Raw genomic sequence first — 11,957 nt, 5'->3', positions numbered from 1 at the left:
TCAAACATGGCAACGATCAACCTGAATGGCCGCGACGTCGCGGTCGACCTGCCGGACGACACGCCGCTGCTGTGGGCGCTGCGTGACGGCCTGAACATGACCGGCACCAAGTTCGGCTGCGGCATCGCCATGTGCGGCGCCTGTACCGTGCATGTCGACGGCCAGGCCACGCGCTCCTGCGTGACGCCGCTGTCCGCGGTCAAGGGCAAGAAGATCACCACCGTCGAGGCGGTGGGCGAAGCCAAGGTGGGCGCCGCGGTGCAGGCCGCGTGGCAGAAGCTGGACGTGGTGCAGTGCGGCTACTGCCAGTCCGGCCAGATCATGTCGGCCACCGCGCTGCTCGCATCGAACCCGAAGCCGACCGACGCCGACATCGACGCCGCGATGAGCGGCAACGTCTGCCGCTGCGCCACCTACGTCCGCATCCGTGCGGCCATCCACGAAGCCGCCAAGTCCCTGGCCTGAGGAGCGCACAGATGATTTTCCGCATCGAGAACGCACTCCAGACCACCCGCCGCGGCTTCCTGAAGGGCGGTGCCGGCCTCGCGCTGGCGGTCATGACGCCCACGCTGGCGCTGGCCGAAGCAGGCGGCCCCGGCCACGCCGGCAGCGCGATGGTCGATGGCGAGTTTTCGCCGAACGCCTTCCTGCGCATCGGTACCGACGGCACGGTCACCGTGGTGTCCAAGCACCTCGAAATGGGCCAGGGCATCTATACCGGTCTGGCCACGCTGGTGGCCGAGGAACTGGACGCCGACTGGTCGCGGGTCAAGGTCGAGGGCGCGCCGGCCGACGCCAGGCGCTACAGCAACCTGTTCTGGAAGGCGCAGGGCACCGGCGGCAGTACCGCCATCGCCAACTCCTTCGAACAGATGCGCCGGGCCGGCGCGACCGCCCGCGCCATGCTGGTGTCCGCCGCTGCCGCGCAGTGGAAGGTGCCGGCATCGCAGATCACGGTGAAGAACTGCGTCGTGTCGCACGCGGCCAGCGGCCGCAAGGCCGGCTTCGGCGAACTGGCGGAAGCCGCCGCGCGCCAGCCGGTGCCGGCGAACGTGAAGCTGAAGGATCCGAAACAGTTCAACCTGATCGGCCGCAGCGCGCCGCGCGTGGACAGCGTCGCCAAGACCACCGGCCGCGCCACCTTCACCCAGGACGTGAAGCTGCCGGGCATGCTGGTGGCGGTGGTGGCGCATCCGCCGCGCTTCGGCGGCCGCGTGAAGTCGGTCGATGACAAGGCGGCACGCGCCGTGAAGGGCGTGAGCGACGTGGTCGTGATCCCGAACGGCGTGGCAGTGCTGGCCACCGACTACTGGACCGCGAAGAAGGGCCGCGACGCGCTCAAGATCGAGTGGGACGAGTCCCAGGCCTACCGCGGCAGCAGCGACGCCATCGTCGCCAGCTACCGCGAACGCGCGAAGACGCCGGGCCTGAACGCGCGCAACGACGGCAATGCCGAAGCGGCGCTGGCCAAGGCCGGCAAGGTGTATGAAGCCGAATACGTGTTCCCGTATCTGGCCCACGCATCGATGGAGCCGCTGAACTGCGTCATGAAGTTCGAGAACGGCCAGTGCGAGGTGTGGAACGGCGAACAGCTGCACACCGCCGACCAGTTCGCGATCGCCAAGGCCTTCGGCATCGAGCCGGACCGGGTGACCGTGAACATGGTGTATGCCGGCGGCAGCTTCGGCCGTCGCGCCAACCCGCAGTCCGACTATCTGCTGGAAACCGCGCAGATCGTGAAGGCGATCAAGGGCCGCGCGCCGGTCAAGCTGGTGTGGAGCCGCGAGGACGACATGCGCGGCGGCTTCTACCGCCCGATCTACCTGCACCGCGTGCGCGCCGCGCTCGACGCGAAGGGCATGCCGGTCGCCTGGCAGCAGCGCATCGTCGGCCAATCCATCATCGCCGGCTCGCCGTTCGAGCCGGTGCTGGTGAAGGACGGCATCGACGTGACCTCGGTCGAAGGCGCGGCCACGCTGCCCTACGCCATCCCCAACCTGAACGTGGACCTGCACACCACCAACGCCGACGTGAAGGTGCCCGTGCAGTGGTGGCGTTCGGTCGGCTCGACCCACACCGCCTACGCGACCGAGCTGTTCCTCGATGATCTGGCGATGGCCGCCGGCAAGGACCCGGTCGCCTACCGCATGGCGCTGCTGAAGAAGCATCCGCGCCACGCCGGCGTGCTGAAGCTGGCCGCCGAGAAGGCCGGCTGGAACAAGCCGCTGGCGCCGGCCGCCGACGGTGCGAAGCGCGGCCGCGGCGTCGCGGTGCATGAATCGTTCAACAGCTTCGTCGCCGAAGTGGTCGAGGTGACGGTGCAGAAGGACGGCAGCTTCAAGGTGGACCGCGTGGTGTGCGCGGTGGACTGCGGCATCGTGGTCAATCCGGACGTGGTGAAGGCGCAGATGGAAGGCGGCATCGGCTACGCGCTGGCCGCCGCGCTGACCGGCTCGATCACGCTGAAGGACGGCCTGGTCGAACAGTCCAACTTCAACGACTACCCGGTGCTGCGCATCAATGAAATGCCGAAGGTCGAGGTGCATATCGTGAAGTCAGCCGCCGCGCCCACCGGCGTCGGCGAACCGGGCGTGCCGCCGCTCGCGCCGGCGCTGGCCAGCGCGCTGCGTGCCGCTACCGGCAAGACGATCCACACGCTGCCGATCGGCGAACAGCTGCAGGCATGACCCGTCGCGGACGGTACGCGGCCTGACCGGCGGCGTACCGTCCGCGGCTCACGGAGATCCATCCATGGACAGTCTCGATCTCGAAGTCCTCACCCGCGCACGCGACTGGCTGCACGCCGGCCACCGCGTCATGCTGGCGACCGTGGTGCGCACCTGGGGCTCGTCGCCGCGTCCGCCCGGCGCGCTGCTGGCGCTGCGCGACGACGGCCGCGCGGTCGGTTCGGTGTCCGGCGGCTGCATCGAGGACGACCTCATCCACCGTCTGCGGCGCGACGGTCTGCCGCGCGATGCGCACACGGTGAGCTACGGCGTGACTGCAGACGAAGCCCGCCGCTTCGGCCTGCCCTGCGGCGGCACCCTGCAGCTGGTGCTGGAGCCGCTGGCCGACGCCGGCGCACTGGACGAGCTGCTGGACCGGCTGGCCCGCAACGAACTGGCCACCCGCCGGCTGGATCTGGCCAGCGGCCGCGCGACGCTGCACGCCGGTCACGCCGACCAGGGGCTGCACTTCGACGGCCACACGCTGATCAGCGTGTTCGGCCCGCGCTACCGGCTGCTGCTGATCGGCGCCGGCCAGCTGTCGTCGGCGCTGGCGCGCATCGCCAGCGCACTCGATTTCGCGGTGACCGTATGCGATCCGCGCGAGGAATACAGCGAGGAATGGAACGTGCCGGGCACCGTGCTCACGCGCGACATGCCGGACGACGTCGTCATCGCGATGCGGCCGGACGCGCGCACCGCGGTGATCGCGCTGACCCACGACCCGAAGCTGGACGACCTGGCGCTGATGGAGGCGCTGAAGTCGCCTGCCTTCTACGTGGCCGCGCTCGGCTCGCGTCACAACAACGATGCGCGGCGCGAGCGGCTGAAGGAATTCGATCTGAGCGAAGCGCAGATCGAACGTCTGCACGGCCCGGCCGGTCTGTACATCGGCAGCCGCACGCCGGCCGAGATCGCGGTGTCGATCGCCGCCGAACTGGTGGCGATGAAGAACGGCGCCGCCGCCGACAGCCTGCTCAACGTGCGTGACGCCAAGGCCGCGCTCGACATCGCGGCCGACACGCTGTCGTCGTGCGCGGTCGCACCCACCTGACACGCGCGCCTGCGGGCGCGCAACCGAACGGCGTACGGCCGCCGGGCAGACGACACCCCCCTCCGTCGTCGGTCCGGCGCGCCGGCACGCCGTACCCCGCCGTCACGGCGGTTTTCGCCTGATGCAGGGCATCCTGCTCGCCGCCGGTTTCGGCCGCCGCTTCGATCCGGACGGCCGCGTCAGCAAGCTGATGGCGCCGCTGCCGGACGGCCGCAGCGTGGCCACGCACGCCGCAGAAGCGCTGTGCGCCGCCCTGCCCGGCAGTCTGGCGGTCATCCGCCCCGGGCAGCCCGCCCTGGCGGCCCAGCTGCGCGATGCCGGCTGCCGCATCGTCGAAAGCGCCGCGGCCGAAGGCGGCATGGGCCATGCGCTGGCCGCTGCGGTCAGGGCCAGCGCGGACGCCGACGGCTGGCTGGTGGCGCTGGCCGACATGCCCTGGCTGGACCCGCGGATCATCCGCGCAGTCGCGGCCGCATTGCAGACACCGGAGGACATCGCCGCCGCCGCCTTCGCGGGCCGGCGCGGCCATCCGGTCGCCTTCGGTGCCGCGCACCGGCCCGCCCTGTGCGCACTGAGCGGCGACCAGGGCGCGCGCGAACTGCTGCGCGGCGCGACGGTGCGTCAGGTCGACAGCGCGGACGACGCGGTGCTGCGCGACGTCGATCACCCGCGCGACCTGATGCCGCCCCCGGCGGACGGCGGAACACCTCCCGGCCGATGATCGGTTAGTCTGCGGGCATTCAAGCCGCACCGCGGCGCGGACGCTATTCGCTCACGGCCCCACTTCTCTGAACGACTCATGGACCAACAGGTCAGTTACGAACATCTGGACGACGAGGGCGGCAGCTCGCTCACCGACCAGATGCGCTGGCTGCACGTACAGGTGCGCCAGCATCACCCCCAGGTGCATCGCATCGCGATCGCGCTGTATGACGCGCGGCATGGGCTGCTCAAGACCTATGTGAATTCGAGCGATGTGACCGACCCGCTGGCGCTGTACGAGCGCCCGCTGTCGGAGGTGCCCTCGCTGTCCGAACTGGCGTCGCGGCGCGAAAGCCGGGTGATCCACGACTTCACCCAGCTGCCGCTGCCGCACGGCGAGCACACGGTGTGGCTGCTGGCGCGCGGCTATCGCAGCAGCTACACGGTGCCGCTCTACCAGGCGGGCACGCTGCTCGGCTTCCTGTTCTTCGATTCGCGCAAGCCCGGCGCCTTTGACGGCCGCCTGCCGGACGATCTGCAGATCTACGTTCAGCTGTGCCGGCTGTCGGTACTGAACGTGTTCAACCTGTCGCACGCGGTGGAGGGCATGGTCAAGGTGGCGCGCGGGCTGGCCCACCTGCGCGACATCGAGACCGGCCGTCATCTCGACCGCATGTCGAGCTACGTGCGGCTGATCGCGCAGCGGGTGGCGCGCCACTACCGGCTGGATGACGAATTCATCGAGCATCTGTACCTGTTCTCGCCGCTGCACGACATCGGCAAGGTGGGCATCTCGGACAGCATCCTGCTCAAGCCGGGCCGGCTGAACGACAGCGAACGGCGGCTGATGCAGGGCCATGTGGAACTGGGCGTGAAGCTGATCAACGAAGTCATGCAGGAAGCCGGGCTGGCGACCACGCCCTATCTGGCCATCCTGCGCAACATCGTCGGCTGCCATCACGAACTGCTGGATGGCAGCGGCTACCCGCGCGGACTGCGCGGCGACGAGATTCCGCTGGAAGCGCGCATCGTCAGCATCGCCGACGTCTTTGACGCGCTCACCGCCGAACGGCCGTACAAGAAGCCCTGGACCAATGCGGAGGCGCTGGCCGAGCTGGCCCGGATGAGCGACCGCGGCCAGCTCGACCCGCACTGCGTGAGCGCCTTCGCCAGCTGCATCGGCGAAGTCGGCGCGATCCAGAAGCGCTTCGGCCTGTCCGGCTGAGCGCCTCTCAGGGCGCCGGTGCGGCCCGCGCCCGCGCCTGTTCCAGCGTGTCGCGCGCCTCCGGCGCCGACGGTTCGCGCTCCAGCCAGCCCTGCGCATACTGTGCCAGCGCGTCCCAGCGGCCTTCGTATTCGTACTGCACCGCCTGCAGGAAGGGCAGCCGCAGCTCTTCGCGCTCGGCCCAGAACGGGTGGCTGTCCGCGGTGCGCGGCTGTATGCCGGCGGCCAGCACCTCCGGCACCCAGTCGGCCGGCACCGCGAAGAACATGGTGTGGTCGGGGCTCAGCTTGTAGAAGGTGAGGATGCCCACCAGCCGCCCTTCCTCGTCGAACAGGCCGCCGCCGGACGCCCCCGCGGCGAAGGCCGCATTGCCGCGCAGCACCCGGCTGCCGTCCATCGCGTACAGCTGCTTCACCCGGCCGAGGTCGTAGGCGAAGCGGCCACCGGTGAAGCCCAGACTGAACACCAGATCGTCCTTGCGCAGCTGGCTGGACGGCAGCAGCGGCGCCGCCCGGGTATCGATCTGGTCCGACTGCACCACGCACAGGTCGCGCCGCCAGTCCGCCGCCACCAGGGTCACCGGCAGCGCTTCGCCGGTCTGCACCACCACCGCCCGGCTGGCATCGTTCAGCACGTGGCAGCTGGTGGCCAGCAGCCCGGGGCCGACCACCACCGCGGAACCGGACGAGGTGCCGCGCTCGGACTTCGCGTAGATCTGGAACACGGTGCGGGCGGCCACCGGCACCCGGTCGAGCAGGCCGGGCGGCGGCACGGTATCGACCGCGGCCGCCGGCGGCGCGAGCACCGGCAGCAGACAGGTCAGCAGGACGGTCAGACAGGCAGGGACAACGCGCTTCATGCGGAATCACCTCGCGGATGCGTGCGGCACACGACGTGCTTTGTCCGTCGGACAGTGCCCACGGTTCCAGGCACTTCGATCCCGCCCCCTTTCCGCCTCTTGCGCCTTTTCCGCCCCGCACATGACGCCTGCCCCTGTTCCCGCTGACGCCGCCGGCACCGAGTGCGGCTGGCCGGCTTCCCTCAGCCTGGCCTACCGCGCGCTCGACCACCGCACCGTGCTGGCGCATCGCGCGCATCACGGCCCCTTGCGGGTGCAGAAGGCGCTCTATCCCGAAGGGCCGGCGGTGTGCCACACGCTGCTGCTGCACCCGCCCTCCGGCATCGCCGGCGGCGACCGGCTGCAGGTCGATGTCGAGGTCGGCCCGGCCGCCCACGCGCTGCTCACCACGCCTGGCGCGGCCAAGTGGTACCGCAGCGCCGGACCGCTCGCGCAGGCGGAACAGCGGCTGCGGGTGGCCGCGGGCGGGCTGCTGGAATGGCTGCCGCAGGAGGCCATCGTGTTCGACGGCGCGCGCGCCCGCGCCTCGACCTGCGTCGATCTGGCGGCCGGCGGCCGTTTCATCGGCATGGACCTGTGGTGCCTGGGCCGCACCGCCAGCGGCGAGCGCTACCGCAGCGGCCGGCTGGCGGTGGATACCCGCATCCGGCTGGGCGGCCGCACGATCTGGCTGGAACAGGCGCGCATCGCCGGCGACGCGCCGCTGCTGGGCTCGGTCGCCGGCCTGGCCGGGGCACCGGTGTTCGGCACGCTGATCGCCGCCGGACTGGACGCCGACGACGCGCTGCTCGCCGCCTGCCGCGCGCTGCCGGACCCCGGCGGTCACGGCGGCGTCACCCGCCTGCCCCATCTGCTGGTCGCGCGCTGGCGTGGCGACTGCACGCAGGCAGCGCGGGCATGGTTCGTGCATTTGTGGTCGCTCATCCGCCCGGCCCTGGCCGGACGACCGGCGCAGACACCGCGCATCTGGAACACCTGAACCGACCGACCGCACGATGGAACTGACTCCGCGCGAAAAGGACAAGCTGCTCATCTTCACCGCCGCGCTGCTGGCCGAACGCCGGCGCGCACGCGGGCTGAAGCTGAACTACCCGGAAGCGGTGGCCTACATCACCGCCGCCATCATGGAAGGCGCGCGCGACGGCCGCAGCGTGGCCGAACTGATGAGCCACGGCACGACCCTGCTCAGCCGTGACGACGTCATGGAAGGCGTGCCGGAAATGATTCCGGACATCCAGATCGAAGCCACCTTCCCGGACGGCACCAAGCTGGTCACCGTCCATCACCCGATACCGTGAGGGCGGCATGAGCGACGACGACATGGAGCTGGCCCGCCGGCTCGCACGCTTCAAGCTGGGCGTGCGGCGCAGCCTGGGCGAGTCGGTGAACCTCGACGCGCTGCGCACCGATCTCGATTACCGCACCCGCACGCTGGCCGACATCGAGGAACGCACCGACGACGAAGACCTGCTGGTGAGCCTGCTGCTGGTGCGCGACATGCTCGAGCGCCGCAGCGACGGTGCGCCGGCCGACGACGGCACCAAGCCCGGGCGCGATTACCGTTTTGGTGCGCGCTCCGGCTGACATGAAGGACTGGACATGATCCCGGGACAGATGCAGGTCGCCGACGGCGACATCGAACTGAATGCCGGCCGCCCCACGCTCACGCTGGACGTGCGCAACAGCGGTGACCGGCCGGTGCAGGTCGGCTCGCACTACCACTTCGCCGAAACCAATGACGCGCTGCTGTTCGACCGCATCGCCGCGCGCGGCTACCGGCTGGACATCGCGGCCGGCACCGCGGTGCGCTTCGAGCCCGGCCAGATGCGCACGGTGACGCTGGTGGCGCTGGCCGGCGAGCGCCGGGTGTATGGCTTCAAGGGCCGCGTGCAGGGCTCGCTGGACAAGGTGCCGGGCGGCGCATGAGCGCCCGGCCGGGTGCAGGCTCGCAACGATTTCGAACCGATTCAATCTTCCTGAAAGGAGCACCGCAATGATGCAGGCACTGATGACCCTGACGCTGGCGTGGAGCGGCTACGCCTGGGCCCACCCGGGCGAACACCACGGCAGCATGGGCGACGCGCTGCTGCACCTGATGAGCGAGCCGGACCACGTGGCGCTGCTGATCGCGGCGGCGGTCGTCGGCGGCCTCGGCGGACTGATGATGCGCCGGCGCGCCCGCTCGGCCCGCCGCATGTTCAAGGACTGATCGACGCATGAGCACGCGCATCAGCCGGCAGGCCTATGCGGAAATGTTCGGCCCGACCACCGGCGATCGCGTGCGTCTGGCCGACACCGATCTGTGGATCGAGGTCGAGCGCGACTGCACGGTCTACGGCGAGGAAGTCAAGTTCGGCGGCGGCAAGGTGATCCGTGACGGCATGGGCCAGAGCCAGCGCTGCGCGGCAGAGGTGATGGACACCGTCATCACCAACGCGCTCATCGTCGACCACTGGGGCATCGTGAAGGCCGACATCGGCCTGAAGAACGGCTTCATCGCCGCGATCGGCAAGGCCGGCAATCCGGACATCCAGCCGGGTGTCGGCATCGTGATCGGGCCGGGCACCGAAATCATCGCCGGCGAAGGCATGATCGTCACCGCCGGCGGCATCGACAGCCACATCCACTTCATCTGTCCGCAGCAGATCGAAGAGGCGCTGATGTCCGGCGTCACGACGATGCTGGGTGGCGGCACCGGTCCGGCCACCGGCACCTTCGCCACCACGTGCACGCCGGGTCCGTGGCACATCCACTCGATGCTGGCCGCGGCCGACGCCTTTCCGATGAACCTCGGCTTCCTCGGCAAGGGCAATGCGTCGCAGCCGGCGCCGCTGCGCGAACAGATCGAAGCCGGCGTGATCGGCCTGAAGCTGCACGAGGACTGGGGCACCACGCCGGCGGCGATCGACACCTGCCTGTCGGTGGCCGAGGACATGGACATACAGGTCGCCATCCACACCGACACGCTGAACGAGTCAGGCTTCGTCGAAACGACGATGGACGCCTTCAAGGGCCGCACCATCCACACCTTCCACACCGAAGGCGCGGGCGGCGGCCATGCGCCGGACATCCTGCGCGCGGCCGGCCTGCCCAACGTGCTGCCGTCGTCGACCAATCCGACCATGCCGTACACGGTGAACACCATAGACGAGCACCTCGACATGCTCATGGTGTGCCACCACCTGGACGCGGCCATCGCCGAGGACGTGGCCTTCGCCGAAAGCCGCATCCGCCGCGAAACCATCGCCGCGGAGGACATCCTGCACGACCTCGGCGCCTTCTCGATGATGTCGTCCGACTCGCAGGCCATGGGCCGGGTCGGCGAAGTGATCATCCGTACCTGGCAGGCGGCGCACAAGATGAAGCTGCAGCGCGGCACGCTGAGCGACCCGGACGGCCGCTCGCCGGCCGCCGACAATTTCCGCGTGCGCCGCTACATCGCGAAGTACACGATCAATCCGGCGATCACGCACGGCATCGGCCACATCGTCGGCTCGGTCGAACCGGGCAAGCTGGCCGATCTGGTGCTGTGGCGCCCCGCCTTCTTCGGCGTCAAACCCAGCCTGATCCTCAAGGGCGGCATGATCGCCGCCGCCGCGATGGGCGACCCGAACGCGTCCATCCCGACACCGCAGCCGGTGCATTACCGGCCGATGTTCGGCAGCTACGCCGGCGGTCTGAAGACGTCGCTCACCTTCGTGTCGCAGGCCGCGCTGAACAACCCGAAAATCGCCGACCTCGGCCTCGCCAAGCGGCTGGAGCCGGTGCGCAACACACGCGCCATCCGCAAGTCCGACATGGTGCTGAATGGCTGGCAGCCGCGGATCGATGTCGATCCGGAGACTTACGAAGTGCGCGCCGACGGTGAAGCCCTGATCTGCGAACCCGCCGCGGTGCTGCCGATGGCGCAGCGCTATTTCCTGTTCTGAACCGGCGGGCTTCGCCCGCACACGACATGCTGCTGATCGAAACCTTCGCGCCGGCCAACGCCGTGCCGGCCGATACGCTGACGCTGACCTTCGAACTGCGCGCCAAGTGCAGGCTGCGCACGCGCCTGGATTCGGGCGAGGAGGTCGGCCTCTTCCTGCCGCGCGGCACGATACTGCGCGGCGGCGACCGGCTGGCCGGCAATGACGGCCGCGTTGTCGCGGTACAGGCCGCGCCGGAAACGGTGATCGAGGCACGCAGCGCAGACCCGCTGCTGATCGCGCGCGCCGCCTACCACCTCGGCAACCGCCACGTCGCGGTCGAGGTACAGCCGGGCCTGCTGCGGCTGGCCGCCGACCATGTGCTGGCGCAGATGCTGGCCGGCCTTGGCCTCGATGTGTGCGAGACGCAGGCGCCATTCGAGCCGGAAGCCGGCGCCTACGGCGGCCACCCGGCGCACCACACGCACGCCCACGCCGAACAGACCGGCGCGAAGCTGCACCTGTTCGGCGGCGGCGCATGAACACGCTGGCCCTGGTCCGCCTGCTGCATCTGGCCAGCCCGACGCTGCCGGTCGGCGCCTTCAGCTATTCGCAGGGGCTGGAATGGCAGGTCGATTGCGGCGCGATCCGGACCGAGGCGGACGCCGGGGCGTGGATCGCCGCGGTGTTCGACGCCGGCATCGCCACCTTCGAACTGCCCTTGCTGGCCGCGCAGATGCGCGCCTGGGCGGCCGACGACATCGCGGCGGTGCTGGACCTGAACGACGACTACCTGGCCAGCCGCGAAGCGGCCGAACTGCGGGCCGAGACGGTGCAGATGGGCTATTCCTGCCTGCAGCTGCTGAAGGCGCTGCCGGAATGCGCCGGCGTCGCTGCCCGCCTTGCCGACCGCGGCGACATCGCCTACCCGACCGCCTGGTCCGGCGCCGCGGTGGCGCTGGGCGTACCGGTCGAACCGGCGCTGACCGCCTGGGCCTGGGCCTGGGCGGAAAACCAGGTGATGGCCGCGATCAAGGCGGTGCCGCTGGGCCAGACCGCCGGCCAGCGCCTGCTGATGGCGCTCGGTGAGGCGATGCCGGCCCGCGTCGCCACCGCGCTCGAACTGCCGCGCGAGGACTGGAGCAATTTCGCGCCCGGCCTCGCGCTCGCCAGCTGCCGGCACGAAACCCAGTACTCGCGGCTGTTCCGATCATGAGCACGGCCACGCCGCACGCCAGCCGCCGCTGCAGATCCAGTGGGAGCGGCGCCCCCGCCGCGATGCGGCCTCGTTCACGGGCCGGAGTCCGATCCACCGCACCGTCGCGGCGAGGGCGCCGCTCCCACAATCCGGGCAAGGGTGCAGAGCGCGCGATCCGCCTGGTTCGCATGAGCGCCGGCAGGCCACAGTCCCGACCCAAGTGCGCAAACATGTGCCGCACCCGGTGGGCGCGACGCCCCGTCGCGATGCGGCCCAGGTCACACG

Annotated in this window: 14 protein-coding genes; 13 read left to right on the top strand and 1 reads right to left on the bottom strand. The window is 70.3% G+C overall.

Annotated elements, in window-relative coordinates; translation table 11 throughout:
• Nucleotides 1-6 precede the first annotated feature (6 nt).
• The 5 genes from METUNV1_RS17075 (at nucleotide 7) to METUNV1_RS17055 (ending at nucleotide 5,707) form a co-directional block, all read left to right on the top strand.
• Complete coding sequence (locus tag METUNV1_RS17075; RefSeq protein WP_008063950.1) at nucleotides 7-465, top strand: (2Fe-2S)-binding protein; 459 nt, start codon at nucleotides 7-9, stop codon at nucleotides 463-465.
• Nucleotides 466-476: 11 nt separating this feature from the next.
• Nucleotides 477-2,687, top strand: a complete 2,211-nt coding sequence (locus METUNV1_RS17070) for a xanthine dehydrogenase family protein molybdopterin-binding subunit (protein ID WP_008063949.1) — start codon at nucleotides 477-479, stop codon at nucleotides 2,685-2,687.
• A gap of 64 nt (nucleotides 2,688-2,751) precedes the next feature.
• Nucleotides 2,752-3,780 carry an XdhC family protein gene (locus tag METUNV1_RS17065; RefSeq protein ID WP_008063948.1) on the top strand — a complete coding sequence of 343 codons (1,029 nt, stop codon included), beginning with the start codon at nucleotides 2,752-2,754 and terminating at the stop codon, nucleotides 3,778-3,780.
• Between the two features lie 121 nt (nucleotides 3,781-3,901).
• Nucleotides 3,902-4,501, top strand: a complete 600-nt coding sequence (locus METUNV1_RS17060; RefSeq protein WP_008063947.1) for a nucleotidyltransferase family protein — start codon at nucleotides 3,902-3,904, stop codon at nucleotides 4,499-4,501.
• Between the two features lie 78 nt (nucleotides 4,502-4,579).
• Complete coding sequence (locus METUNV1_RS17055) at nucleotides 4,580-5,707, top strand: HD domain-containing phosphohydrolase (RefSeq protein ID WP_008063946.1); 1,128 nt, start codon at nucleotides 4,580-4,582, stop codon at nucleotides 5,705-5,707.
• 7 nt (nucleotides 5,708-5,714) lie between these two features.
• Here METUNV1_RS17055 and METUNV1_RS20145 read toward each other — a convergent pair whose 3' ends face one another.
• Nucleotides 5,715-6,566, bottom strand: coding sequence for a S1 family peptidase (locus METUNV1_RS20145; protein ID WP_008063945.1), 852 nt, complete (start codon nucleotides 6,564-6,566; stop codon nucleotides 5,715-5,717).
• Nucleotides 6,567-6,687: 121 nt separating this feature from the next.
• On the opposite strand from METUNV1_RS20145, the gene METUNV1_RS17045 reads away from it, so the two are divergent.
• From METUNV1_RS17045 to METUNV1_RS17010, 8 genes are all read left to right on the top strand, one after another.
• Nucleotides 6,688-7,545: an urease accessory protein UreD gene (locus tag METUNV1_RS17045; protein ID WP_008063944.1), complete on the top strand. Its 858-nt coding sequence runs from the start codon at nucleotides 6,688-6,690 to the stop codon at nucleotides 7,543-7,545.
• 16 nt (nucleotides 7,546-7,561) lie between these two features.
• Nucleotides 7,562-7,864, top strand: coding sequence for an urease subunit gamma (locus METUNV1_RS17040; protein ID WP_008063943.1), 303 nt, complete (start codon nucleotides 7,562-7,564; stop codon nucleotides 7,862-7,864).
• 7 nt (nucleotides 7,865-7,871) lie between these two features.
• Complete coding sequence (locus METUNV1_RS17035; RefSeq protein WP_008063942.1) at nucleotides 7,872-8,150, top strand: hypothetical protein; 279 nt, start codon at nucleotides 7,872-7,874, stop codon at nucleotides 8,148-8,150.
• A 15-nt stretch (nucleotides 8,151-8,165) separates the two neighbouring features.
• On the top strand, nucleotides 8,166-8,492 hold the full coding sequence (locus METUNV1_RS17030) for an urease subunit beta (RefSeq protein ID WP_008063941.1): 327 nt from the start codon (nucleotides 8,166-8,168) through the stop codon (nucleotides 8,490-8,492).
• Nucleotides 8,493-8,559: 67 nt separating this feature from the next.
• Nucleotides 8,560-8,775, top strand: a complete 216-nt coding sequence (locus METUNV1_RS17025; protein ID WP_008063940.1) for a hypothetical protein — start codon at nucleotides 8,560-8,562, stop codon at nucleotides 8,773-8,775.
• A gap of 7 nt (nucleotides 8,776-8,782) precedes the next feature.
• A complete protein-coding gene (ureC, locus tag METUNV1_RS17020; RefSeq protein ID WP_008063939.1) occupies nucleotides 8,783-10,495 on the top strand; it encodes an urease subunit alpha in 1,713 nt (570 codons plus the stop codon).
• A gap of 26 nt (nucleotides 10,496-10,521) precedes the next feature.
• Nucleotides 10,522-11,016: an urease accessory protein UreE gene (gene ureE, locus METUNV1_RS17015; protein ID WP_008063938.1), complete on the top strand. Its 495-nt coding sequence runs from the start codon at nucleotides 10,522-10,524 to the stop codon at nucleotides 11,014-11,016.
• The gene (locus METUNV1_RS17010) at nucleotides 11,013-11,690 is read left to right on the top strand and encodes an urease accessory protein UreF (protein WP_008063937.1); all 678 of its coding nucleotides are present in this window, start codon (nucleotides 11,013-11,015) and stop codon (nucleotides 11,688-11,690) included. The genes ureE and METUNV1_RS17010 overlap by 4 nt, the downstream gene beginning before the upstream one ends.
• Nucleotides 11,691-11,957: the final 267 nt, after the last annotated feature.

This window comes from Methyloversatilis universalis FAM5 (genome assembly GCF_000214035.2).
GTDB classification, from domain to species: Bacteria; Pseudomonadota; Gammaproteobacteria; order Burkholderiales; family Rhodocyclaceae; genus Methyloversatilis; species Methyloversatilis universalis.
This window is presented reverse-complemented; position numbering and strand designations above follow the sequence as displayed.